Raw genomic sequence first — 23,356 nt, 5'->3', positions numbered from 1 at the left:
CCAAAGCTTGGGTTTGGCTAGAGGGGCCGGTCGAGTTAACCTCGCGTCGGGACTCAGGTCCCTCGTTCAGGGAGCCAGTTGATTGTCGGTTTCTACGACTTCCGCGTCGCGATCCAACCGCAAGGCCAAGGGAGACGGGCACGAGCGTCGCGCCGAGATCCTGACGGCGGCCGAGCGCATTTTTGTCGAAAGCGGTTATGACGGCGCCACCATCCGCAAGATCGCCGATGAGGTCGGGCTGTCGTCGACCGCGCTTTACATGCATTTCTCCGACAAGGGCGAGATCCTCAACGAGATCTGCCGCAATACCTTTGAGAGGTTGGCGGAACGCAATCGGGGCATTCTGGCGGATACAGCCCCGGCGCTGACGCGTCTGCGGCGTATTGCGGAAGGCTATGTGGCCTTCGGCTTTGAACACCCCAACGCCTATCGTCTGGCCTATCTGACCCCGGCGATTGAGACACGCCACGGCGTCGAGACCATCGCGCAGAAGGCGGGAGGCGAACTGTTCGCCGCTGTCGTGGAGGTGGTCGAGGATGCTGTGGCGCAGGGCGTGCTTCGCGGGGATGCGCGGGTCCTGGCCCAGGTGATTTGGGCCAGCGTTCACGGACTGGTCTCCCTGATGATCACCAAGCCCTATTTCGACTGGGCCGAGCGGGACGTGTTGATCCGCACCCAGCTGGACGTGCTGTTCAACGGATTGACCGCCCTGTGAGGCGGCGTCTGTGCGGGCTGCTCCTCCTGATCACAGCCGCCTTGGCTACCGCCGCACAGGCGCGGCCGCTGCGGGTGATGGCGTTGGATCAGTGCGCCGACCAGTTCGTCCTGGCCCTCGCGCCTGACGCGGAGCTCGCCCTGTCGCCGCGCGCCGACGATCCCGACGCCTGGATGCGACAGGCGGCGAAAGGGCGACGGATGGTTCGTCCGACGCTGGAGGCCGCGACAGGTTTCCAGCCCGATGTGGCGGTTCGGTACTGGGGCGGCGACGCCCGGCTTTTGAACGCGCTCGACCGGCGCGGGGTCCGCACGGTCGGCATCGACGATGCGTCGGACATGGAGGGGATAAAGGCCAATATCCGCAAGGTGGCGGCGGCCTTGGATCGCCGCGCGCGCGGCGAGGCCCTGATCCGCCAAATGGAGGCGCGGCTGGAACAGGCGTCGGGCGCCGGGCGAGGGCGGTCGGCTGTCTATGTGACGGCCAGCGGCTTCACCAGCGGGCCCGGCTCATTGATGGACGCCATCCTGCGCGCGGCCGGGTTCCGCAACGGAGTGATACAGCCCGGTTATCAGCCGCTGGGGCTTGAGCGGGTGCTGCTGACGCCGCCGGCGCTCTATGTGAAGGGGTTCTTCGATCTGGCGCGGTCGGATTGGCGCGGCGCAGGGCGCCATCCGGTCATGCGCCGGGCGACGGCGCAGCGCACGGCGGCCAGCCTGCCCGGCGCGGCCCTGACCTGTCCAGCCTGGTTCGCGGCGGATGCGGCGGTTCTGCTGGCGGAGCAGGCGAAATGACCGGCGCGACGAGACTGAATATCGCTCTGGGGCTGGCCCTTGCGGCTGCGCTTGGAGTGGCGACGACCCTGGGAGAAACAGCTTTCAGCGCGGCGCAGTATGCCCAAGCGCTGTCTGACCCCGCTTCGGGGCCGGGCGAGGTGCTGTGGCTGGTGCGCGCGCCGCGTGCGGTCTGCGCCCTGCTGGTCGGCGCGGCGCTCGGCTTGGCCGGCGCAGTGATGCAGGGACTGTTGCGTAATCCGCTGGCCGAGCCGGGGGTGCTGGGGGTGTCTGCGACCTCGGCCCTGGCCGCCGCGACCGCCATTGTGCTGGGGCTGGCGGCGATCCCCGGCGCTGTGGAAAGCGCGGCTCTGTTCGGCGCGGCGGTCGGTGGAGGCCTGCTGATCGTCCTGGCTGCGCGGGTGCGGGCGCCCGAGGCGCTGATCCTGTTCGGCGTTGCCCTGTCCAGTTTCGCAGGCGCGCTCACGGCCTTGATTTTCAACCTGTCGCCGTCGCCGATCGCCTCGGCCGAGGTGATGAACTGGCTGCTGGGATCGGTCGAGAACCGCAGTTGGAACGATGTCGTCTGGGTGGCGCCTGCGCTTCTGATCGCAGCCTTTCTAGCGCGCGGGGCGTCGCCGGGGCTGAGGATGCTGACGCTGGGCGAGGAGGCGGCGCGGGCGTCCGGCCTGTCGATGGGGCGGATGCGGGTGCTGGCCCTGGCGGCGTCGGCGCTGGCGGCGGGCTCCGCAGTCGCCGTGGCGGGCGTCATTGGTTTTGTCGGACTGGCCGCGCCGCATCTGGTGCGAGCGGCGGTGCGCGGCGATCCAGGGCGGCTGCTGGCGCCCTCGGCCCTGGCGGGCGGACTGATGCTGGTGGTGGCCGATCTTATGGCGCGGATGCTGCCGACGGATCAGGAACTGAAGCTGGGGGTCTTCACCGCTCTTGTGGGCGCGCCGCTATTCGCCCTGATCGCCTGGCGCGCGGCGCGGGAGTGGCGGCTGTGACTGTTTTGCTTGAGCTTGAAAACGCCCACGCCCGCATCGGTGGCGCCGAGGTGCTGAACGGCGCGTTCTTCTCTGTGCGGGCAGGCGAACTCGTGGCCCTTTGCGGTCCCAACGGGGCGGGCAAGTCGACGGCCTTGCGCGCCGCCCTCGGGCTGGCGCCGCTGACGCAAGGGGTGGCCCGGCTGGGCGGCGATGAGGCCCGGCGCCTGTCGGAACGCCAGCGGGGCGAACGCGCGGCCTATCTGCCGCAGGACCGCTCTATCGCTTGGAATCTACCGGCAGTGGAGGTGGCGGCGTTGGGCGCGCCCTTCCTGACGGGACAGGCGGCTGTGGAGCGCGCCCGCGCCGCGCTGGACGAGGTCGGCGTCGGCCATCTGGCCGATCGCGGCGTGGCCGAGATGTCGGGCGGCGAGCGGGCGCGCGTGCTTTTGGCGCGCGCCCTGACGGTTCCCGCGCCTTTGCTGGCGGCTGATGAGCCGATCGCCGGTCTGGACCCGGACGCCCAGCTTCTGGTGATGGAGCTGTTGCGCGCGCGCGCCGACGCAGGGCGCGGGGTCCTGGTCAGCCTGCACGACCTCAGTCTGGCGGCGCGTTTCGCCGACCGGGTCGTGGTGCTGGATCAGGGGCGCACGGCGGCGGAAGGCGCGCCGACCGCGGCCCTGTCGCCGCGCATTCTGAAAACCGTCTTCAACCTCGACGCCGTCTGGCTGGAGGCGTTGGACGGGCCGTGGCTGGCGGCCCGTCGTCTGTCACCTCACGGCTGATAGGGTCGCGGTCCGGCGTTCGGCGGGGTGCCGCGCGCCAGGTCCGCCGACGGCGTCAGAGGGGCCGAGCCGCCGTTCAGCCGGGCGCGATAGACCTGCATGTTCTCCATCACCCGCATCATGTAGTTGCGCGTTTCCGTGAAGGGGGCGCATTCGATGAAGTCGATGGGATCGACCTGGGCCTGACGCGGGTCGCCGCAACGGGCGGTCCATTGCGGCGGCCGCGCCGGTCCCGCGTTGTAGCCGACGGCCGCCAGCAGCGGCGATCCGCCGAAGTTGTTCATCAGTTCGCCCAGGTGATAGCTGCCCAGCGTCATGTTGATCTCCGGGTCCCACAGCTGTTCAGCGCTGAACGAGCGGCCCATGCGGCGCGCCACGCCCTGCGCCGTCGCGGGCAGAAGCTGCATCATGCCGCGCGCGTCCGCGTGGGAGCGGACCAAGGGGTCGAAGCTGGATTCCTGACGGGTGATGGCCAGGGCGAACTCGTTCGGCGCCATGCCCGCGACCTGTTGCGGCAGCTGGATCGGATACATTCGCTCGGGCATGACGAAGCCGCGCTGGCTGGCCGCTCGCCCGACCATCATCGAGCCGAACTGGTCGCCATAGCCCTGCATCAGGTCGAACAGCTGCGACAGATCGTAGGGGGAAGGGAGCTCGTCATCCAGATGATAGGCGAAGACCCGCATCAGGGTCTTTTCACCGATCTGGCCCAGGATGCGGGTCGCCCGCACCACCTCATTGCCCTCGAAGCGGTTGACGTCTTCCGGCGACGGCGCCGGCTCGCCAGGCAGGGTCAGGGTCGTCGCCCCGGCCTTTTCCGCCGCCAGTTGGCCGTAGAAGGTCTGCCAGTGCTCGGCGCCGGCCTGATACCAGCGCTGGGCGCCTTCGCGGTCGCCGCGCGCCTCGGCCGCCCGACCCAGCCAGTACAGGGCGCGGCCTTGGGTGATCGGGGTGGAGGAAGCGTTGCGCAGAGCCTCGAAATGCTGGGCCGCCGTGGCCGGATCGTTGAGTTTGGTCAGGGCAACCCAACCGGCGAAGAACTCGGCGTCGACCTTGCGCTCGCCCGAGGGGAAGCCGTGGCCGTTCATGGCGGCGTAGGCGGCGCGCGCATTGCCCTGTTGCAGGGCGTCCAGGAAGTAGTTGCGGCGTTCGCTCCACAGGGTGTTCTGACCGTCCGTATGCGACGGCGCGGCGGGCAGGGCGGACAGCAGCGGGAAGGCCTCCGACTGGCGCCCGGCCGAGCGCAGCAGGCGCACGCGCTCCAGCACCACGGCCGGATCGTTGGCCTGCGAGGGCGACAGACCGCCGACGATCGCGTCGGGAGCGTAGGCGGTGCGCAGCGCCATCACCGTATTGGCGATGGTCTGACGGTCGGCCGGAACCAGAGCGACCATCGCTCGCGTCGCCGGGCCATGCGGGCCCAGCAGAAGCATGTTCAGCCGCGCTACATGGTCGTCGCTGGTCAGCCAGCCGCTCCAGCGCGAATAGATTCGGCTTTGCTGGGCCTCTTCAAAGCTCTGGGTGCGCCACCAATCGCGAATCAGCGCCTGGGCCTCCTGACGGCGACCCATCTGTTCCAGCGCGCCCGCCAGGGCGATGGCGCCCTGGGCCGTGGTCGGGGCGGTTCCGTTGAAGAAGGCGATGACGGCGTCCGGCGACTGGCCGGCCATGTCCAGCGCCCGTTCGCCCGCCGCCCTGCGCGATCCGCCGCGCGGCCAGTTCGCCAGGTCGGTCTGCGCCAGCGCCAGATCGCTGTAGGACATCTGCCGGTCTGAGGTGTCGACCAACGCCCATTCGACCAGTTTGCGCGCCGAGGGGTCGGAAATCCGGGCCATGATGGCCTGCGTGCCGAACACGTCGCGCGCCCGCGCGGCCGTCAGCCCCTGCTGAACCAGGGCGGCGTCCTGACTGCTGATGATTCCGCCCTGGCTGGCGGAGTAGGGGACAGGCGTGCTGTTCAGGACGTCCTGAGCTGGTGGAGTCAGTATCGCCAGGGCGGCGGCCACGGTCGTCGCGATCATTAGATATCTGATCCTCATTCATCTTTGGTTGCGGCCAGGCGGCGGGCAACCTACCCTTTGCCGATTAGTGACGGGCGGACCGCCGCCCATTCTCCGCGCAGGTATGTTGTTCCCATGACCGCCCCCTTGTTCAAGGGCGTGATCACCGCCCTGATCACACCTCTTCGTGACGGAAACGTGGACGAGGCCGCTTTCGAGCGCCTGTTGGAACGCCAGATCGCCGCTGGGGTTCACGGCGTCGTGCCGATGGGCACCACAGGCGAGAGCGCCACCCTGCATCTGGATGAGCACAAGCGCGTGGTCGAACAGTGCATCAGGATCGCCGCCGGGCGCATCCGCGTCATCGCCGGGGCGGGCTCGTCGGCTACCGACAAGGCGATCGAACTGACCCGTTTCGCCAAGACGGTCGGCGCCGACGGCGCCCTGGTCGTGACTCCCTATTACAACCGTCCGTCGCAGGCCGGGATGCAGGCGCATTTCGAGGCGGTGGCCGACGCCGTTCAACTGCCGATCCTGCTCTATAACGTGCCGGGTCGCACCGGAGTGGACCTGGCCAATGAGACGGTGGCGGCCCTGGCGGCGCACCCAAACATCGTCGGCATCAAGGACGCCAGCGCCGATGTGGCGCGGGCCAGCTGGATGCGCGCCAATATCGACGGAGCCTTCGACCTGATCTCGGGTGATGATTCCAGCTATCTGGGCTATGCCGCGCACGGCGGCGTCGGCGTCATTTCGGTGACCTCGAACGTGGCGCCTGAGGCGATGGTCGCCCTGCATGACGCCATTCAGGCCGGCGACTTCGCCGCCGCACGGTCGTGGCAGGACCGGCTGATCGGTTTGCACAAGGCGCTGTTCCTCGATAACTCGCCGTCCCCCGCCAAATACGCCCTGGCCAAGATGGGCCTGTGCACGGAAGAGGTTCGCCTGCCGCTGTCGCTGACGGCCGACGCGGTGCGGCCCGCCATCGACAAGGCGCTGGCCGCCGCCGGAGTCGCCTGATGGCCGCCGACGCGCCCAAACAGAAGACGATCGCCGAGAACCGCCGCGCTCGCTTCGACTATTTCCTCGAAGATCATATCGAGGCCGGGCTCCAGCTGCGGGGCACCGAGATCAAGGCCCTGCGCGACGGCCGGGCCAATATCGCCGAGAGCTATGTCTCTCCCGAGGGGCGCGAGATGGTGCTGATCAACGCCGACATCCCGCCCTATAAGATGGCGAACCGCTTCAACCATGAGCCGCGCCGTCACCGGAAGCTGCTGCTGCACCGCAAGCAGATCGACAGGCTGATCGGCGCCGTTCAGCGCGAAGGGCGCACCATTGTCCCTGTACGCCTCTATCTGAATGAGGCGGGCAAGGCGAAGCTGGAGATCGCCCTGGCCAAGGGCAAGAAACTGCACGACAAACGCGAGACGGCGGCCGAGCGCGACTGGCAGCGCGACAAGGCGCGTCTGCTGCGCGACAAGGGATAAGTGCGGTTCCGCTTTGCGCGCCGCGCGACGCGCGATAAACGAGCGATGATGGGGTGCGTCTTGCGGAGTTCGTGGTGAAGATAGCCGAACGCTGGTTCGTCATGGCGGGCGTGGCCCTGCTGGGCGCCATCGCCCTGGCCGGGGTGGTGGTGGCCATCTACGCCGCCTGGGTCCTGCACGACATGCCGGACGCGTCTGAACTGGCGGACTATCGCCCCGCGACGGCGACGCGCGTCTACGCTGGAGACGGCACCCTGATCGGCGAGTTCTCGGACGAGCGGCGAATCTACGTCACCTATGACCAGGTGCCGCAGACGGTCGTTCACGCCTTCCTGGCGGCCGAGGATCAGAATTTCTTCAATCACGGCGGCATCGACGTGTCCGGCATCGGCCGGGCGATGTTCAAGAACGTGTTCAACGTCATGTCGGGCAAGCGGCTGGAGGGCGGCTCGACCATCACCCAGCAGGTGGCCAAGAACGTCCTGCTGACCAGCGAGACCAGCCTGAACCGCAAGCTCAAGGAGGCCGTCCTCTCCAGCCGTCTGGAAGCGACGCTGACCAAGGAGCAGATCCTCGAACTGTATCTGAACGAGATCTACCTGGGCTATCGCTCCTATGGCGTGGCCTCGGCCGCTTATAACTATTTCGGCAAGTCGCTGGATCAACTGACGCCGGACGAGGCGGCCTTCCTGGCGGCCCTGCCCAAGGGACCGACCAACTACCACCCGAAACGCTATCCGGCGGCTGCGTTGGGTCGACGGAACTGGGTGCTGGGCGAGATGGCCGATAACAAATGGCTGTCGGAAGAGCAGTTGAAGACGGCGCTGGCCCGACCGCTGAACACCCGCTCTGCGCCGCGTCGGGCGGAATACGCCGACGCCGACTTCTTTGTGGAAGAGGCGCGTCGTCGCGCCATCGCCCTGTTCGGTCAGGAAGAGGTCAATCGCGGCGGCTATTACCTGCGCACGACGCTTGATCCGCAGCTGCAGTCGGCGGCGCGCGACGCCCTGATGCGGGGTCTTGAGGATTACGACCGTCGTCACGGCTGGCGCGGCGCCTGGGGCACGACCGACTTCGCCGAGGGCTGGCAGGCCGAGGCCCAGAAGCGCACGACCCCGCCCGAGCGCCGCTCGTGGCAGGCGGCCGCCGTCGAAAGCGTCAGCGGAGGCTCAATCCGCGTCCGCACGGCCAAGGACGATCAGGCGGGCGCGCTTCGCGCCGCCGATGTCAGCTGGTCCAACGCCGGGCGTCGTCCGCTGAAGCGCGGCGACCTGATTTTCGTCGAACGCCAGAACGGCCAGTTCGCTCTGAAGCAGGTTCCGGCCGTCAACGGCGCCCTGGTCGCGATCGAGCCGCAGTCGGGCCGCGTCCTGGCGATGGTCGGCGGCTATTCCTACGCCCTGTCCAGCTTCAACCGCGCCACCCAGGCGCGTCGACAGCCGGGGTCGGCCTACAAGCCCTTCGTCTATGCGGCCGCGCTGGAAGGCGACTTCACCCCGGCCTCGATCGTGCTGGATGCGCCGATCAGCTTCCCCGGCGGCCCCGGCGGCCGCGCCTGGACGCCCCAGAACTACAGCCGTCAGTTCTATGGCCCGCAGACGCTGCGGCGCGGGCTGGAGCTGTCGCGCAACGTCATGACCGTGCGTCTGGCGCAGGCGGTGGGCATGAAGAACGTCGTCGACCTGTCCAAGAAGATGGGCGTCGTCGACGACATGTCGCCGAACCTGGCCATGTCGCTGGGGGCCGGGGAGACCACGCCCTACCGCATCACCGCCGCCTATGCCGCCTTCGTCAACGGCGGGCGCCGGGTCGATCCCTATCTGATCGAACTGGCTCAGGACCGGAACGGCCAGACCATTCACCGCGCCGACCGTCGCCAGTGCCGCGACTGCGGACGAGGCTTCAGCGGTCAGGAATCGCCGCGCCTTCAGGATCGCGGAACCCAGGTGATCGACCCCATCACCGCCTATCAGATGACCTCCATGCTGGAAGGCGTGATTCAACGCGGCACCGGCGCCCGGGCTCGCAGCCTGGGCCCGTGGGTCGGCGGCAAGACGGGCACCACCAATGAATACCGCTCGGCCTGGTTTGTCGGATTCTCGGCGGACATCGTGGTCGGCGTCTTCGTCGGCTTCGACGACAACCGCTCGCTGGGGGGTGGTGAAGCCGGGGCCTCGACGGCCGTGCCGATCTTCATCGACTTCATGGAAGATGCTCTGAAAGAGCGGCCTGCGCGGCCGTTCGTGAAGCCGAAAAACGCCATCTTCCGCACCGTCAACGGCATCGAAGAGGCCTTCCGTCCAGGCACTGAGCGTCAGTTGCGCGAAGAGGCGCCGCCGCCGGCCCAGCCCGAAGGGCCGCAGAACTACTACGACGTCATCCGTCGCGAGCAGGAGGTCCGCTCCCAGACCCCGACGCCGACCGCGCCGCCTCCGGTTGCGCCGCCGCCGCCGAAGAAGGAGCCGGCCGAGGACTTGAGCGGCCTTTACTGACGCTCTAGGTAAGCAGCCAACCCGGCGCGCCTGCTTTCAGGCGCGCCGTTTCACCTGTCCTTCCCCTATCGGACGCGCGTCGCGCGGTCCTGTTTGCGGGGGACTTCCGTTCGCAGGAGTTTGCGATGAGATCGGATGTCGAGGCCATGAAGGCCGACATCGAGCAGAGCGTCGCTCTGCTCAGGAGGCGACTTTGACTGGGATGTCGCTCTAAGAAAGCTCGATGAGCTGAACGCGCGGGTCGAGGATCCGACGCTGTGGGACAATCCCGAACAGGCCCAGGCCGTCAGCCGTGAACGCTCGCGGCTGGAAGTGCAGGTCAACGCCGTCAAGGAAATGGAGCAGGGTCTCGAAGACGGGATCATGCTGGCCGAAATGGCGGACGAGGAGGGCGACGAAGCCACCCTCGAAGAAGCGCGTGAACAGCTGAAGTCCATCAAGGACCGGGCCGCCCGCGCCGAACTGGAAGCCCTGCTGTCCGGCGAGGCGGACGGCAACGATGCCTATCTGGAGGTCAACTCCGGCGCTGGCGGCACCGAGTCCAACGACTGGGCGGGCATTCTGCTGCGGATGTACAGCCGCTGGGCGCGCTCGCACGGCTATGAGGTCGAGCTTCAGGAAGAAGAGTCCGGCGAACAGGTCGGCATCAAGTCGGCGACCCTGCTGATCACCGGCCCCAACGCCTATGGCTGGCTGAAGTCGGAATCGGGCGTCCACCGTCTGGTGCGCATCAGCCCCTATGATGCGGCGGCCAAGCGGCACACGTCGTTCGCCTCGGTCGGGGTCTCGCCCGTCGTGGATGACAGCATCGAGATCGAGATCAACCCGTCGGACGTGCGCACGGACACCTATCGCGCTTCGGGCGCAGGCGGTCAGCACGTCAACAAGACGGACTCGGCCGTGCGCCTGACCCACATTCCGACCAACACCGTGGTCGCCTGTCAGGCGGGCCGTTCGCAGCACCAGAACCGCGACCAGGCCTGGAAGATGCTGCGCGCGCGTCTGTATGAGCTGGAACTTCAGAAGCGTGAGGCTGCGGCCCAGGCTCTGGCTGACGCCAAGACGGACATCGGCTGGGGCCACCAGATTCGATCCTACGTCCTGCAGCCGTATCAGATGGTGAAGGACCTGCGGACCGAGGTCGAAACCTCGGACACGCAAGGCGTTCTGGACGGCGACCTGGACCAGTTCATGGGGGCCGCGCTGGCGGCTCGGGTGGGCGAAACCCGCGAGGGCTGACCCGCCTGACCGGTGCATAAAAAAAGGGCGGCCTTTGCGGGCCGCCCTTTCTCGTTGTCAGCACTCGCGCCGATCAGGCTGCGGGCTTGGCCTCGACCTTGGCGTCCGTCTTGGCGGGGGCGGGCTTTTCGGCCGGAGCAGGGGTCTCCAGCATATTGGCGCCCGGCGTGTCGCGCTTGGCCTGGGTGCAGCGGCCCTGGAACCAGGCGCCCTGTTCGATCGACAACTGCTCCTGGGTGATGTCGCCCTCGACGCGCGAGGTGGCGAACAGCTTGACCTGCTTGGCGACGATGGCGCCCGAGACGCGGCCGCGCACCTCAAGGATGTCGGCGTGAACCGTGCCCTCGACCGCGCCGCCTTCGCCGATCACCACGCGCACCACGCGGATGTCGCCTTTCAGCGAGCCGTCGACCTGAAGTTCGCCTGCGCCGGAGATGTTGCCCTCATACTTCACGCCCGCCGACAGAGTCGAAAGGCTGGAGGAACGGGCGGCGGGACGCGCCGCCTCCGGCGCGCGCGCAGGCGCAGCGGCGATCGGCGCTGCGGGCTCCGGCTTGGGCTGGACCGGCTCTGGCGGCTTGGGAATGCCCATTCCGCCAGAGGGGTTGTTGTCGAACGGTTTGTTCTTATTGAACATTCATGCTCTCCGCGTCACGCCGCGATTATCGGCGTCTGGTCAATGTCAGCCCCTGAGGATGCAATCCCTGGCGACACTTAGTGCGGGCTGAGACGGAGAGGTCAAGCGGGGGCTTCCGAACCCCGCTCGCCGATCAAAGCGCTTCGACGGCGGCCAGAACCTCTTCGGCGTGGCCCTTGACCTTGACGTTGCGCCAGGCGCGGCGGACCACGCCCTGGCCGTCGATCAGGAAGGTGGCGCGCTCAATGCCCATATATTCGCGGCCGTAGAGCTTCTTCAGCACCCAGACGCCCCAGCTTTCCGTGACCGCGCCGTCCTCGTCCGAGCCGAGCGCGACCTTGAGATCATGCTTGGCCTTGAAGCGGTCCAACTTCTTCACCGTGTCGCGCGATACGCCGATCACTACCGCATTCGCCGCCGCGAACCGGTCGATCAGGGCCGAGAAGTCCTGCCCTTCGGTCGTGCAGCCGGGCGTGTCGGCCTTGGGATAGAAGTAGAGCACGATATTCTTGCCTTTCAGCCCGTCCAGCGACACCCGTCCGTCGCCGTCAGTCGCCAGATCGAAAGCAGGGGCGGGGGTGTTTTCGGTGATGTCGGTCACAGCGCTCTCCTTAAACCGGCCGCACCAGCACCAGCTTCTTCTTGCCGGCGCCGAGTTTCAGCACGCCGTCGGCGTTCAGGTCGGCTTCTTTGATCAGACGGACGCCGTCGTTGACGACCTCGTCGTTCAGGCGCAGGCCGCCGCCCTGGGCCAGACGGCGCGCCTCGCCGTTGGAGGCGCTGAGACCCGCCTTGGTCGTGACGGCGGCGATCATGGCGCCGATCACCTCGTCACGCGGCAGTTCGACGGTCGGCAGGTCGGCCGACAGTTGGCCCTTCTCGAAGGCGGCCTCGGCGGCCGCGCGTGCGGCCTGTGCGGCCTCGGCGCCGTGCAGCATGGAGGTGGTAGCGTCGGCCAGCGCCTTCTTGGCGTCGTTGATCTCGGCGCCTTGAAGGGCCTCATAGCGCTCGATCTGATCCAGCGGCAGGTCGGTAAACAGACGCATGAAGCGGCCCACGTCGCCGTCTTCGGTGTTGCGCCAGTACTGCCAGTAGTCGAACGGCGACAGGGCGTCGGCGTTCAGCCACACGGCGCCGCCGACCGTCTTGCCCATCTTCTGGCCCGAGGCGGTGGACAGCAGCGGCGTGGTCAGGCCGAAGGCGGCCTTGTGGTCCACCTTACGGGTCAGTTCGACGCCGTTGATGATGTTGCCCCACTGGTCCGACCCGCCCATCTGCAGCGAACAGCCATAGCGACGGTTCAGCTCCAGGAAGTCGGTCGCCTGCATCAGCATGTAGTTGAACTCGAGGAAGGTCAGCGGCTGCTCGCGATCGAGGCGCAGCTTGACCGAGTCGAAGCTCAGCATCCGGTTGATGGTGAAATGCGTGCCGTAGTCGCGCAGGAACTGCAGGTAGCCCAGCTGCGACAGCCACTCGTCGTTATCCAGCATGATGGCGTCGGTCGGGCCGTCGCCGAAGGTCAGGAATTTCTCGAACACGCCTTTGATGCCGGCGATGTTCTCGGCGATCTTTTCCTCGGTCAGCAGGGGGCGTTGGGTGTCCTTGAACGACGGGTCGCCGACCTTGGTCGTGCCGCCGCCCATCAGGACGATCGGCTTGTGTCCGGCCTGCTGAAGGCGACGCAGCAGCATGATCTGGATCAGGTGGCCGACGTGCAAGCTGGGCGCCGTCGCATCGAAACCGATATAGCCCGTGACCACGCCCGACGCGGCCGCCTCGTCCAGTTCGACCGGGTGGGTGATCTGGTGGATATAGCCGCGCGCCTTCATCAGGCGCAGGAAGTCCGATTTGAAGGCGGTTTCGGAAACGGTTTGGGTCGTGGGCTCGGTCATGGTCGGGTCCGTAGCATCAGAACCGGCGGCCGTCTTCCGAGGAATAGTGCCGCCGAGGGAAGGGCGGCAAGGATCGCGGCCGCTCTCTAGTAGAGGCCGTAGTAATAGGCGGCGAAAAGGGCCGGTTGCGCGATCATGGGCGCTAGCTACGTCGCCCCTGACGTGGCAGTCAAGCCGCCATGACGACCTCCCCGAAAAAGACCCTGCGCGTGCTCGGCTTCATGACCGGCACCTCGCTCGACGCCGTGGACATGGCGGTGATCGAAACGGACGGCCATGACATCCTGTCCTTCGGCCCTGCCGGCGAGATGAAGCTGGACACAGAGACCCGCGCCATCATTGAGGACGCCATCGACGACGCCTTCGATTGGGAGCGCGACGAAGAAGAACCGGACAGCTTCGAAGACGCGCGCATGGCGGTGGCCGATGCGCATCTGGCCGCCGCGCTCGGCTTCATGGCGGTGAACGGGGTGAAGTCCAGCGCGCTGGATCTGGTCGGCGTCCACGGCCAGACAGTGCTGCACGAGGCGCCGACGCCGGGCCTGCCCGGCCGCACCGTACAACTGATCGACGCCGCCAGCGTGGCCGAAGGGCTGGGCGTGGCAACGGCCTTTGACTTCCGCAGCGCCGACGTGGCGGCGGGCGGGCAGGGCGCGCCGCTGGCGCCTGTCTATCACGCAGCGCTGGCCCGCAAGGCGGGGATGGAGGGGCCGGTCGCTGTGCTCAATCTGGGCGGGGTCGGCAACATCACCCTGATCCGCGCCGACGGCGAGTTGGAGGCCTTCGACACCGGCCCGGCCAACGGCATGGTCGATCTGCTGGTCCAGTCGCGCATGAAAAAGCGGATGGACGAGGGCGGTCGTCTGGCGGCGGCGGGCGCCGTCGATCAGGCCGTGCTGGACGCCTATCTGGCCTATCCCTATTTCGCGGCGAGCGGCCCGAAGTCGCTGGACCGTTTCGACTTCTCGCTGGACCCGGTGGCGGATCTGTCGTTGGAAGACGCCGCCGCCACCCTGACCGCCTTTGCCGCTCAGGCTGTGGCGCTGGGCGTCGCCCGCTGTTCGGAGCAGCCGAAGGAGATCGTCGTCTGCGGCGGCGGTCGTCACAACCCCGTGCTGCTGGCCGCCATTCGCGAGCGTGTCGGCCTCCCCGTCTCGACGGCGGAGGACAAGGGCTGGCGCGGCGACTCCATCGAAGCCGAGGCCTTCGCCTTCCTGGCCGCCCGCTGTCGTCTGGGCCTGCCAATCAGCTTCCCCGGTACGACAGGCGTTCCGGCGCCGATGACCGGCGGTCGGATCGTCGAGCCGGGAGCGGAATAATGGCGGCGTCATCGCGTTTCTGGGGCGTCGCCAGCGGTCTGGCGGCGGGCGCTCTGTGGGGGCTGGTCTTCCTGGCGCCCAAGGTCGTGCCCGAGGCCTCGCCTCTGCTGCTGACGGCGGGACGTTACCTCGCCTATGGCCTGATCGCGGTCATGCTGATCGCGCCGCGCTGGCGGCGGGTGACAGCGGCCCTGACACGCAAGGCGTGGGGCGCGCTGGTCTGGCTGAGTCTGGCGGGCAATCTGGTCTATTTCGCCTTCCTGGTGGTCGGGGTGCATTACGCTGGCGTCGCGGCCTCGGCCCTGATCGTCGGCATGGTGCCAGTGGTGGTGGCCTTGTGGGGGCTGCGGGACAAGGATTCGCCGCCGCTGTCGCGCGTCGCGCCGCCCATCGCCGTGGCGGCGATCGCGGTCGGGCTGATCGGGTGGCAGTCGCTCAGTCATGGCGGCGGCGCAGCGGCGCAGAGCGGCGCGGCCACACTGATTGGTCTGGGATGCGCCCTCGCGGCCCTGCTGTCCTGGACCGCCTTCGCCGTCGGCAACAGCCGCTGGATGGGCCGCCTGCCTAACGTCACCCCGCATGAGTGGTCGCTGTTGACCGGCGTGGTCACCGGCGCGCTGGCGCTGGTGCTGGTGATCCCGTCCCTGTTCATGCTGGGCGGCATGACGGACGACGCCTGGCTGCGTCTGATCGGTGTCAGCGCGGGCGTGGCGATCTTCGCCTCCGTCATCGGCAACGCGTTCTGGAATCAGGCCAGCCGCCTGCTGCCCCTGACCATGCTGGGCCAGATGATCGTGTCCGAGACCCTGTTCGCCTTCATCTACGGCTTCATCTGGGAACAGCGCGGCCCGACCGTGATCGAGATAGTCGCCATGATCCTGATGATCGTCAGCGTCGTCTGGTGCGTTCGCGCCCATCGCCCTGCCGCCGTGGCCGCTGCGGAAGGCGATCACTGACGATCGGCGCAATTAGAAACGGCGCCCCGAAGATCAGGGCGCCGCTTCAATCAGGATATCGCTATGCGGATCAGGCGGGCTTTTCTTCCAGTCGCTTGTCCAGATAGGCGCCGACGCGGCGCTCGACCGCGCCGATGTGGTCCTGCCAGAAGTGGGTCGCGCCTTCTTCCAGCTCGTAGTCGATGACAATGCCCTTCTGGGTGCGCAGCTTGTTCACCACGCGCTCGACATCGGCGGGCGGCACTACGGTGTCGGCCGTGCCGTGCAGGAACAGGCCCGAAGCCGGGCAGGGGGCCAGGAAGCTGAAGTCATAGATGTTCGACGGCGGCGATACCGAGATGAAGCCGTCGGTCTCGGGGCGACGCATCAGCAGTTGCATCCCGATATAGGCGCCGAACTGATAGCCGGCGACCCAGGTCTGGGTGGCGGCGGGATTGTTGGCCTGAAGCCAGTCCAGGGCCGTCGCCGCGTCGGCCAGTTCGCCGATGCCGCTGTCGAACTCGCCCTGCGACTTGCCCACGCCGCGGCTGTTGTAGCGCAGGGTGGCGAAGCCGCGCTGGACGAACAACTGGTGCATCGTCAGGGCGACGGGGTTGTTCATGTGCCCGCCCGCCTTGGGGTGGGGGTGCAGGATCAGGGCGATCGGCGCGTCGGGACGCTTGCCAGGGGAATAGCGGCCTTCGATGCGGCCGGAGGCGCCAGGCAGGATAACTTCAGGCATGGATGGCGGTCCCTACGATCAACAGTGGTTTCGCGAGCGGATAATACTTGACCACACAGGTAGGACTTTCTAAGTCCCCCCTGCACGATGCGCTCGCCAGCAAGGCCGGGGGTCTTAGCACAGCGAGCCTGAAAAGCGGTAGAATTTTGAGGTATTGGGATGCGTCTGTCGACCAAGGGACGTTACGCCGTCATGGCGATGGCCGATCTGGCGAAAAACGGGACCGATCGGGCCGTCTCCCTGGCTGAAATCGCGGCGCGTCAGGAAATCTCGCTCAGCTATCTGGAGCAGCTTTTCGCGCGCCTGCGCAAAGGCGGTCTGGTCAAGAGCGTGCGTGGACCGGGCGGCGGCTATCGGCTGGCCCGAGAGGCCGGCGAGATGATCGTGGCGGATATTGTTCTGGCGGTCGATGAGCCGATCCGCGCCACGCGCTGCGCCGCCCACGGCACCCCGCGCGGCTGTATGACGGGCGGCGCCCGTTGCATCACCCATGACCTGTGGGAAGACCTGGGCGCAGAGATCCATCGCTATCTGGCTGGGGTCAGCCTCGCGGACGTCATCGAAAAGCGGACAGGGCGGGCTCGCATGGGCTCGGGTTCGATGGAGGCCGCAGCGTGAGCATTTATCTCGACTACAACGCCTCGGGTCTGGTTCGTCCTGAGGTTCAGGAGATCATGGCCAAGGCTCTGGCCGATAACGGCAATCCATCGGCCGTGCACGCCGCCGGGCGGCGGGCGCGGGCGCGCGTCGAGACCGCTCGCGCTCAGGTGGCCGATCTGGTCGGGGCTGATCCGACGGCGATCATCTTCTCTTCGGGCGGCACTGAGTCCAACGCTCAGGCGATCCACAGCGCTCTGGCGGCAGGCTGCAAGCGGCTGATCGTCGGCGCGACCGAGCACCCGTGCGTGGCCGAAGCCGCCGCCGTCAGCGGCGTTCCGGTTGAGGTGCTGCCTGTGGATGCGAACGGCGTGGTTGATCTGAACTGGCTGGCCGAGGCGCTGGCTCGTCCGGGGCGCGCGGTCGTCGCCATCCATCACGCCAACAACGAAAGCGGCGTGATCCAGCCAATAACTGAGGCGGCGAAGCTGGTCCACGCGGCGGGCGGCTGGCTGCACGTCGACGCCATTCAGTCGGCAGGCAAGGTCCCGGTGACCATGAAGGCGCTGGACGCCGATAGCCTGACCCTCTCGGCGCACAAGCTGGGCGGGCCGCAGGGCGTGGGCGCCCTGGTGATGAAGGACGGTGTTTCCGCCATCCGCATTCTGCACGGAGCGGGTCAGGAACGTGGCCTGCGTGCTGGAACTGAGAATGTGCCGGGCATCACAGGATTCGGCCTCGCCGCTGATTGCGCCGCGCGTGATCTGGTCGCCGTCATGGCGCACGTCGGCTGGCGCGATGCGGCTGAAGCCAAGGTCCAGGCGGCGGGCGCGACGATCATCGGCGGCGCAGTCGAGCGCCTGCCCAACACCCTGTTCATGGCGGTTGAGGGTTGGGACAGTCCGCAGCAGTTGATCACCCTCGATCTGGTCGGGGTCATGGTCTCGGCCGGTTCGGCCTGTTCGTCGGGCAAGGTCAAACCGTCCAAGGCGATCAGCGCGATGGGCCTGCATCATCTGGCGACGGGGGGCGTACGCGTCTCGGGCGGCTGGGGCACGACCGAGGCCGATTGGACCCGTTTTGCCGACGCCTGGGTCGCGGCCTGGGACAAGCATAAGACGCGCCTGCAAGAGCGCGTAAAGGAAGTCGCGTAAACTATGGCTATCGTTCAGGAAACAATCGACACAGTCGCGGAACTGGAGCGGTACAAATACGGCTTCACCACTGACGTTGAGCAGGAGTTCGCCCCCAAGGGTCTGAACGCCGACATCGTCCGTTTCATCTCCGAAAAGAAGGGTGAGCCGGAGTGGATGCTGGAATGGCGCCTGGCCGCCTATGAGCGCTGGCTGGCGATGGAAGAGCCGACCTGGGCGGCTGTGAAATACGAGCCCGTCGACTATCAGGACCTCTACTACTACGCCGCGCCGGTGAAGAAGGAGGGGCCCAAGTCGCTGGACGAGGTCGATCCCGAACTGCTGGCCGTCTATGCCAAGCTGGGCATCCCGCTGAAGGAGCAGGAAGTCCTGGCCGGTGTGCAGGGCGCGCCCAAGGTGGCCGTCGACGCCGTGTTCGACAGCGTCTCGGTCGTTACCACCTTCAAGGAGGAACTGGCCAAGCACGGCGTGATTTTCATGCCGATTTCCGAGGCCTTGCGCGAATATCCTGATCTGGTGCGTCAGTACCTCGGCACCGTCGTGCCGGTCAGCGACAACTATTTCGCGGCCCTGAACAGCGCGGTCTTTTCCGACGGCTCCTTCGTCTACATCCCGCCGGGCGTGCGCTGCCCGATGGAGCTGTCGACCTATTTCCGCATCAACGCCAGCCAGACCGGCCAGTTCGAGCGCACCCTGATCATCGCCGACAAGGGCAGCTACGTCTCCTATCTGGAGGGCTGCACCGCGCCGATGCGCGATGAAAACCAGCTCCACGCAGCGGTCGTGGAGATCATCGCCCTGGACGACGCCGAGGTGAAATACTCGACCGTCCAGAACTGGTACCCCGGCGACGCCGAGGGCAAGGGCGGAATCTACAACTTCGTGACCAAGCGCGCCGACTGCCGCGGCGACCGCTCCAAGGTCAGCTGGACGCAGGTTGAAACGGGCTCGGCCGTCACCTGGAAATACCCGTCCTGCATCCTGAAGGGTGAGGAAAGCTCGGGCGAATTCTATTCCATCGCCATCACCAACGGCCATCAGCAGGCCGACACCGGCACAAAGATGATGCACCTGGGCAAGAACAGCCGCAGCCGCATCATCGCCAAGACGGTCTCGGCGGGTAAGTCGGACTCCACCTATCGCGGCCTGGTGTCGATCCACTCCAAGGCGACCGGGGTGCGCAACTTCACCCAGTGCGACAGCCTGCTGATCGGCAAGGAGTGCGGCGCCCACACTATCCCCTACATCGAGGTCCGCAACGGTTCGGCCCAGCTTGAGCACGAGGCGACCACGACCCGCCTGTCCGAAGCCCAACTTTTCTACGCCCAGCAGCGCGGCCTGTCGGAAGAAGAAGCGGTGGCGCTGCTGGTCAACGGCTTCGTTCGCGACGTCCTGCAGGAACTGCCGATGGAGTTCGCCGTCGAGGCCCAGAAGCTGGTGGCGATCAGCCTCGAAGGCTCGGTCGGATGATTGCTGCTTGGTCTCTTCGAAGGGCTGAAGTTCGATTTGCAGGGACTATTCTGCTCGCTTTGCTGGCCTGTGCCGCTCAGATTATGAGGTTCAACTACAATCTGATCGGGAGCGAGAATTTTCACGCGGGAGTGATTGTTGTTCTTGCTATCGGTTGGTTTGTCGCATTGATCGCGACCTTTCGTGCTGATTGGCGGTGGGGTCTCGGAGCATCTCTGAGCGCGCCGATCGCGCTAGTCTTTTTCGTATGGGTCGGTCTCCTCTTTTACGCCTGCGCCGTGAAAGGCGCCTGCGTGTGATTTGGTTTTAAGAATGCTTTCCATTTCCAATCTCCACGTCTCCGTCGCCGAAAAGCCGATCCTCAAGGGTCTGACGCTCGATGTGCCTGCGGGCGAAGTTCATGCGATTATGGGGCCGAACGGGGCGGGCAAGTCGACGCTGGGCTACAGCCTGTCCGGGCGTCCCGGCTATGAGGTGACGGACGGTTCCGCCTCGTGGAACGGCCAGGACCTGTTGGACCTCGATCCGTCCGAGCGCGCGGCGGCGGGCCTGTTCCTGTCGTTCCAGTATCCGATCGAGATTCCCGGCGTTCCGGCCATGACCTTCATCCGCACGGCGCTGAACGCCCAGAAGCGCGCGCGCGGCGAGGATGAAGTTTCGGCCCCCGCCTTCCTGAAGCTGGTCAAGGCGGCGTCGCAGTCGCTGAAGATGGACTTCGACATGCTGAAGCGGCCGCTGAACGTCGGCTTCTCCGGCGGTGAGAAGAAGCGGATGGAGATCCTGCAGATGGCCCTGCTGGAGCCGTCGCTGCTGATCCTCGATGAAACGGACTCCGGCCTCGACATCGACGCCCTGCGCATTGTCGCCGACGGCGTGAACGCCATGCGCAGCCCGGAACGGTCGATGCTGGTGATCACCCACTATCAGCGCCTGCTGGACTACATCAAACCGGACCGTGTGCACGTTCTGGCGGGCGGCCGCATCGTCGCTTCGGGCGGGCCTGAGCTGGCGCATGAGCTGGAGGCGGAAGGCTACGACAAGTTCCTGCCGGAGGCGGCATGAAGGCGCTCGCCCGGCTGGACCTGACCGACGCCGCGACCTTCCCCTCGCGGCGGGTCGAGGAATGGAAATACAGTGATCTGAAGCGCTTTCTTCGTGAAGCGCCTAAACCGTCCGGCACGGCCGTCGTCGGCGCGCCGGGACCGTTCTATGATCTGGGCGGCGACGCCATCGTCTTCGCCAACGGCCGCCCGGTCGGGGTGAAGGACTACATCGCCTCGGGCGATCAGACGCTGCGCCTGCGCTTCATCTCGGATGCGACGGGCACCGGTCATACGGCGTCGGCGCGCATCGTCGCCCGCCCCGGCGCGCGCCTGCTGTTGCTAGAGACGCACGAGGGCAAGGGCTCGGCCTATGTCGCCCACAACAAGGTCGAGATCGACGTCGCCGCCGACGCCGAGGTGACCCGCATCGTCCTGACCGACGAACCGGATGACGCCATTTCGGTGGCCGAGGCTGAGGTCAAGCTGGAGGCCGGCGGCCGCTATCGCCAGACCGTCGTCGCCACGGGCGCCAAGCTGCAACGTCATGAGACCCGCCTGCGTCACGGCGCCGAGGGCGCCGATGCTCGTGTGGACGGCCTCTATTTGCTCGGCGGCGCACGTCATTCCGACCTGACCACGGTGATCGACCACATCGCGCCGAACGGCACGACCAGCCAGCTGATCAAGGGCGTCGTCCGCGACGAGGCGCGTGGCGTCTTCCAGGGTAAGATTCTGGTCCAGAAGGGCGCTGACGACACCGACGCCCGCATGGGGCACCACGGCCTGATCACATCCGAGCGCGGCGAGATCGACGTGAAGCCCGAGCTGATCATCTACGCCGACGAGGTTCAGTGCGCCCACGGCGCCACCGTCGGGACGCTGGATGAAAGCGCCCTGTTCTATATGCAGCAGCGCGGCATTTCGGCTGACGAGGCCCGCGCCCTGCTGACCCAGGCCTTCCTGATCGAGGTCGTCGACCGCATCGAGCATGAAGGCGCCAGAGAGGTGGTGCGGGAATGGCTGACGGCTCGCCTGTGATCAACGCATCTGTGACGGGGTTCGACCCCTATGCCGCCCGCGCGCAATTCCCGATCCTGTCGCGCCAGGTGAACGGCAAGCCGCTGGTCTATCTGGACAGCGCCGCCTCGGCTCAGAAGCCGCGCGCAGTGATCGACGCCTTGGTCGCGTCGATGGAGGGCAGCTACGCCAACGTTCACCGCGGTCTGCACACCCTGTCGAACGAAGCGACGGAAGCCTATGAGCACGCTCGCGAGATCGTCGCCCGCTTCCTGAACGCACCTTCGGCCGAGACCATCGTCTGGACCAAGGGCGGCACCGAGGCGATCAACCTGGTCGCCAATGGCGTCGGCCTGTCGATCCAGCCGGGCGACGAGATCATCATCACCGAGATGGAGCACCACTCCAACATCGTACCGTGGCACATCCTGCGCGAACGGCGCGGGGCGGTGCTGAAATGGGCGCCGATCAAGGATGACGGCTCGCTGGACATGGAAGCCTTCGCCGCCCTGCTGGCGCCGAAGACGAAGCTGGTCGCCGTCACCCACATGTCTAACGTGCTGGGCACCATTAACCCGGTCGCCGAGATCACCCGTCTGGCCCATGCGGCCGGGGCGCGGGTGCTGATCGACGGCTGCCAGGGCGCGGTTCACGCGGCGCCGGACGTTCAGGCCATCGGCTGCGACTACTACGTCCTGACCGGCCACAAGCTGTTCGGTCCCACCGGCATCGGGGTCCTGTACGGCACGGCCGAGGCGCTGGACGCCCTGCCGCCGTATCAGGGCGGCGGCGAGATGATCGAGACGGTCGAGAAGGACCGGGTGACCTACGCCAAACCGCCGCATCGGTTTGAAGCCGGGACGCCGCCGATCCTGGAGGCCATTGGCCTGGGGGCGGCGATCGATTGGCTGTCGCAGTATGATCCGGCCGCTGTTCAGGCGCACGAGGAAGCCCTGTATCGCCACGCGGTCGAGCGTCTGGCCGATCATGACTGGTTGCGGATTCTGGGGCATGCGGAAGGGAAGGGCGCTTTGCTGACCTTCGCCGTTGAAGGCGCCCATGCCCATGACGTGGCTCAGATCATGGACCGCTACGGCGTCGCCGTCCGGGCCGGACTGCACTGCGCCGAGCCGCTGGCGAAAAGACTGGGCGTGAGCGCAAGCACGCGCGCCTCCTTCGCCCTATATAACACCATGGAGGATACAGACGCCTTCGTGGACGCGCTGATCAAGGCGCGAAACTTCTTCGTGTGATGAGTATGGACGACGCCAAGACCGAAACCGCCATCAGCGACAGCGACGCCTTCGCCGCCAGCTGGGACGAGCCGCAGAAAAGCGCCCTGTCTCAGGCCGAGCTGGACAAGCTGACGGACGACCTGATCGAGGCGCTGAAGAGCGTCTATGACCCGGAAATCCCGGTCGACATCTATGAGCTGGGCCTGATCTACAAGGTCGACGTGTCCGACGACCGCGACGTGCTGGTCGAGATGACGCTGACGGCGCCGGGCTGCCCGGTCGCCGGCGAAATGCCCGGCTGGGTCGAGGATGCGGTGAAGAAGGTCGACGGCGTGCGCAGCGCCAAGGCCAATCTGGTGTTCGATCCGCCGTGGGACGCCTCCAAGATGAGCGACGAGGCCAAGCTGGCCCTGAACATGTTCTGAGGAGTCCCTGATGACCGAGCTTCAGACCACGACCCGGCCCCGACGCCCCCGGCCCAAGGCGGTGACCCTGACGGACGTCGCCGCCGCGCGCGTGCGCGAAATCATGGACAACGCCGAAAAGGATTACGTCGGCCTGCGGGTCGGCGTGAAGAACAGCGGCTGCGCGGGGCAGGAATACACCTTCGCCTATGCCGAAGAGATCCAGCCGCTGGACGAGGTGGTCGAAGACAAGGGCGTCACCATCCTGATCGAGCCCAAGGCCGTCCTGTTCCTGATCGGGACCGAGATCGATTATGAGGTGACGAAGCTGGCCTCGAAATTCATCTTCCGCAATCCGAACGAGACGGATGCCTGCGGCTGCGGCGAGAGCGTCACCATCATTCCCGCCGCTGCTCTGGACGCCGACTGAC

At 66.8% G+C, this 23,356-nt stretch carries 23 protein-coding genes; 18 read left to right on the top strand and 5 right to left on the bottom strand.

Annotation, left to right across the window (positions count from 1 at the left end):
- The first annotated feature begins 82 nt into the window (after window positions 1-82).
- The 4 genes from D1604_RS02525 to D1604_RS02510 are packed head-to-tail and all read left to right on the top strand — an operon-like array spanning window position 83 to window position 3,259.
- Complete coding sequence (locus D1604_RS02525; RefSeq protein WP_024352706.1) at window positions 83-715, top strand: TetR/AcrR family transcriptional regulator; 633 nt, start codon at window positions 83-85, stop codon at window positions 713-715.
- Window positions 712-1,509 (top strand): ABC transporter substrate-binding protein, encoded by a 798-nt coding sequence (locus tag D1604_RS02520; protein ID WP_119412054.1) that lies wholly within the window; start codon window positions 712-714, stop codon window positions 1,507-1,509. The genes D1604_RS02525 and D1604_RS02520 overlap by 4 nt, the downstream gene beginning before the upstream one ends.
- The gene (locus D1604_RS02515) at window positions 1,506-2,495 is read left to right on the top strand and encodes a FecCD family ABC transporter permease (protein WP_119412053.1); all 990 of its coding nucleotides are present in this window, start codon (window positions 1,506-1,508) and stop codon (window positions 2,493-2,495) included. Before D1604_RS02520 ends, D1604_RS02515 begins: the two co-directional genes overlap by 4 nt.
- Window positions 2,492-3,259 carry an ABC transporter ATP-binding protein gene (locus D1604_RS02510; RefSeq protein ID WP_306460718.1) on the top strand — a complete coding sequence of 256 codons (768 nt, stop codon included), beginning with the start codon at window positions 2,492-2,494 and terminating at the stop codon, window positions 3,257-3,259. The genes D1604_RS02515 and D1604_RS02510 overlap by 4 nt, the downstream gene beginning before the upstream one ends.
- Here the strand turns inward: D1604_RS02510 and D1604_RS02505 are convergent.
- Entirely contained in the window at window positions 3,250-5,280 is a 2,031-nt protein-coding gene (locus tag D1604_RS02505; protein WP_233551820.1) for a lytic transglycosylase domain-containing protein, read from the bottom strand. The genes D1604_RS02510 and D1604_RS02505 overlap by 10 nt on opposite strands.
- Window positions 5,281-5,394: 114 nt before the next feature.
- Between D1604_RS02505 and dapA the strand changes: the two genes are divergently transcribed.
- From dapA to prfB, 4 genes are all read left to right on the top strand, one after another.
- Window positions 5,395-6,279 carry a 4-hydroxy-tetrahydrodipicolinate synthase gene (gene dapA / locus D1604_RS02500; RefSeq protein WP_119412050.1) on the top strand — a complete coding sequence of 295 codons (885 nt, stop codon included), beginning with the start codon at window positions 5,395-5,397 and terminating at the stop codon, window positions 6,277-6,279.
- On the top strand, window positions 6,279-6,749 hold the full coding sequence (gene smpB, locus D1604_RS02495; protein ID WP_024352712.1) for an SsrA-binding protein SmpB: 471 nt from the start codon (window positions 6,279-6,281) through the stop codon (window positions 6,747-6,749). Before dapA ends, smpB begins: the two co-directional genes overlap by 1 nt.
- Before the next feature lie 101 nt (window positions 6,750-6,850).
- On the top strand, window positions 6,851-9,241 hold the full coding sequence (locus tag D1604_RS02490) for a penicillin-binding protein 1A (protein ID WP_119412423.1): 2,391 nt from the start codon (window positions 6,851-6,853) through the stop codon (window positions 9,239-9,241).
- 125 nt (window positions 9,242-9,366) lie between these two features.
- Window positions 9,367-10,480 (top strand): peptide chain release factor 2 gene (prfB, locus tag D1604_RS02485; RefSeq protein ID WP_119412049.1). Its coding sequence is split into 2 segments (ribosomal slippage): window positions 9,367-9,435 and window positions 9,437-10,480, totalling 1,113 coding nucleotides; the frame shifts between segments, so codons are not numbered across the junction.
- Between the two features lie 73 nt (window positions 10,481-10,553).
- On the opposite strand, the gene D1604_RS02480 is transcribed toward prfB, so the two are convergent.
- From D1604_RS02480 to tyrS, 3 genes are all read right to left on the bottom strand, one after another.
- On the bottom strand, window positions 10,554-11,117 hold the full coding sequence (locus tag D1604_RS02480) for a bactofilin family protein (RefSeq protein ID WP_119412048.1): 564 nt from the start codon (window positions 11,115-11,117) through the stop codon (window positions 10,554-10,556).
- Between the two features lie 133 nt (window positions 11,118-11,250).
- Complete coding sequence (locus D1604_RS02475) at window positions 11,251-11,718, bottom strand: peroxiredoxin (RefSeq protein ID WP_119412047.1); 468 nt, start codon at window positions 11,716-11,718, stop codon at window positions 11,251-11,253.
- A gap of 10 nt (window positions 11,719-11,728) precedes the next feature.
- Window positions 11,729-13,009: a tyrosine--tRNA ligase gene (gene tyrS / locus D1604_RS02470; protein WP_119412046.1), complete on the bottom strand. Its 1,281-nt coding sequence runs from the start codon at window positions 13,007-13,009 to the stop codon at window positions 11,729-11,731.
- Between the two features lie 179 nt (window positions 13,010-13,188).
- Between tyrS and D1604_RS02465 the strand changes: the two genes are divergently transcribed.
- Window positions 13,189-14,328 (top strand): anhydro-N-acetylmuramic acid kinase, encoded by a 1,140-nt coding sequence (locus D1604_RS02465; protein ID WP_119412045.1) that lies wholly within the window; start codon window positions 13,189-13,191, stop codon window positions 14,326-14,328.
- On the top strand, window positions 14,328-15,284 hold the full coding sequence (locus D1604_RS02460) for a DMT family transporter (protein WP_119412044.1): 957 nt from the start codon (window positions 14,328-14,330) through the stop codon (window positions 15,282-15,284). Before D1604_RS02465 ends, D1604_RS02460 begins: the two co-directional genes overlap by 1 nt.
- 70 nt (window positions 15,285-15,354) lie before the next feature.
- On the opposite strand, the gene D1604_RS02455 is transcribed toward D1604_RS02460, so the two are convergent.
- Window positions 15,355-16,005, bottom strand: coding sequence for an alpha/beta hydrolase (locus tag D1604_RS02455; protein ID WP_003167032.1), 651 nt, complete (start codon window positions 16,003-16,005; stop codon window positions 15,355-15,357).
- A gap of 159 nt (window positions 16,006-16,164) precedes the next feature.
- Here D1604_RS02455 and D1604_RS02450 point away from each other — a divergent pair, with 159 nt between their 5' ends.
- The 8 genes from D1604_RS02450 (at window position 16,165) to D1604_RS02415 (ending at window position 23,355) form a co-directional block, all read left to right on the top strand.
- Entirely contained in the window at window positions 16,165-16,623 is a 459-nt protein-coding gene (locus D1604_RS02450) for an Rrf2 family transcriptional regulator (RefSeq protein WP_119412043.1), read from the top strand.
- A complete protein-coding gene (locus tag D1604_RS02445; protein ID WP_119412042.1) occupies window positions 16,620-17,756 on the top strand; it encodes a cysteine desulfurase family protein in 1,137 nt (378 codons plus the stop codon). The genes D1604_RS02450 and D1604_RS02445 overlap by 4 nt, the downstream gene beginning before the upstream one ends.
- A 3-nt stretch (window positions 17,757-17,759) precedes the next feature.
- The gene (gene sufB / locus D1604_RS02440; protein ID WP_119412041.1) at window positions 17,760-19,226 is read left to right on the top strand and encodes a Fe-S cluster assembly protein SufB; all 1,467 of its coding nucleotides are present in this window, start codon (window positions 17,760-17,762) and stop codon (window positions 19,224-19,226) included.
- A 312-nt stretch (window positions 19,227-19,538) separates the two neighbouring features.
- The gene (gene sufC, locus D1604_RS02435) at window positions 19,539-20,288 is read left to right on the top strand and encodes a Fe-S cluster assembly ATPase SufC (protein ID WP_119412040.1); all 750 of its coding nucleotides are present in this window, start codon (window positions 19,539-19,541) and stop codon (window positions 20,286-20,288) included.
- On the top strand, window positions 20,285-21,307 hold the full coding sequence (sufD, locus tag D1604_RS02430) for a Fe-S cluster assembly protein SufD (RefSeq protein ID WP_119412039.1): 1,023 nt from the start codon (window positions 20,285-20,287) through the stop codon (window positions 21,305-21,307). Before sufC ends, sufD begins: the two co-directional genes overlap by 4 nt.
- Entirely contained in the window at window positions 21,286-22,539 is a 1,254-nt protein-coding gene (locus tag D1604_RS02425) for an aminotransferase class V-fold PLP-dependent enzyme (protein WP_119412038.1), read from the top strand. The genes sufD and D1604_RS02425 overlap by 22 nt, the downstream gene beginning before the upstream one ends.
- A 5-nt stretch (window positions 22,540-22,544) precedes the next feature.
- Window positions 22,545-22,946, top strand: coding sequence for an SUF system Fe-S cluster assembly protein (locus D1604_RS02420; protein WP_119412037.1), 402 nt, complete (start codon window positions 22,545-22,547; stop codon window positions 22,944-22,946).
- A gap of 10 nt (window positions 22,947-22,956) precedes the next feature.
- Entirely contained in the window at window positions 22,957-23,355 is a 399-nt protein-coding gene (locus D1604_RS02415) for a HesB/IscA family protein (protein WP_119412036.1), read from the top strand.
- The last annotated feature ends 1 nt before the right edge of the window (window position 23,356 follow it).

Source organism: Brevundimonas sp. LPMIX5, from assembly GCF_003576505.1.
In the GTDB taxonomy this organism is placed as follows: Bacteria; Pseudomonadota; Alphaproteobacteria; order Caulobacterales; family Caulobacteraceae; genus Brevundimonas; species Brevundimonas naejangsanensis.
This window is presented reverse-complemented; position numbering and strand designations above follow the sequence as displayed.

Coding starts and splice junctions, on each gene's coding strand:
- D1604_RS02460 (WP_119412044.1), top strand. CDS start 14,328: ATGGCGGCGTCATCGCGTTTCTGGGGCGTCGCCAGCGGTCTGGCGGCG.
- sufB (WP_119412041.1), top strand. CDS start 17,760: ATGGCTATCGTTCAGGAAACAATCGACACAGTCGCGGAACTGGAGCGG.
- D1604_RS02505 (WP_233551820.1), bottom strand. CDS start 5,280: ATGATCGCGACGACCGTGGCCGCCGCCCTGGCGATACTGACTCCACCA.
- D1604_RS02515 (WP_119412053.1), top strand. CDS start 1,506: ATGACCGGCGCGACGAGACTGAATATCGCTCTGGGGCTGGCCCTTGCG.
- D1604_RS02415 (WP_119412036.1), top strand. CDS start 22,957: ATGACCGAGCTTCAGACCACGACCCGGCCCCGACGCCCCCGGCCCAAG.
- smpB (WP_024352712.1), top strand. CDS start 6,279: ATGGCCGCCGACGCGCCCAAACAGAAGACGATCGCCGAGAACCGCCGC.
- D1604_RS02465 (WP_119412045.1), top strand. CDS start 13,189: ATGACGACCTCCCCGAAAAAGACCCTGCGCGTGCTCGGCTTCATGACC.
- D1604_RS02490 (WP_119412423.1), top strand. CDS start 6,851: ATGGCGGGCGTGGCCCTGCTGGGCGCCATCGCCCTGGCCGGGGTGGTG.
- D1604_RS02450 (WP_119412043.1), top strand. CDS start 16,165: ATGCGTCTGTCGACCAAGGGACGTTACGCCGTCATGGCGATGGCCGAT.
- D1604_RS02480 (WP_119412048.1), bottom strand. CDS start 11,117: ATGTTCAATAAGAACAAACCGTTCGACAACAACCCCTCTGGCGGAATG.
- sufC (WP_119412040.1), top strand. CDS start 19,539: ATGCTTTCCATTTCCAATCTCCACGTCTCCGTCGCCGAAAAGCCGATC.
- sufD (WP_119412039.1), top strand. CDS start 20,285: ATGAAGGCGCTCGCCCGGCTGGACCTGACCGACGCCGCGACCTTCCCC.
- tyrS (WP_119412046.1), bottom strand. CDS start 13,009: ATGACCGAGCCCACGACCCAAACCGTTTCCGAAACCGCCTTCAAATCG.
- D1604_RS02455 (WP_003167032.1), bottom strand. CDS start 16,005: ATGCCTGAAGTTATCCTGCCTGGCGCCTCCGGCCGCATCGAAGGCCGC.
- dapA (WP_119412050.1), top strand. CDS start 5,395: ATGACCGCCCCCTTGTTCAAGGGCGTGATCACCGCCCTGATCACACCT.
- D1604_RS02420 (WP_119412037.1), top strand. CDS start 22,545: ATGGACGACGCCAAGACCGAAACCGCCATCAGCGACAGCGACGCCTTC.
- D1604_RS02425 (WP_119412038.1), top strand. CDS start 21,286: ATGGCTGACGGCTCGCCTGTGATCAACGCATCTGTGACGGGGTTCGAC.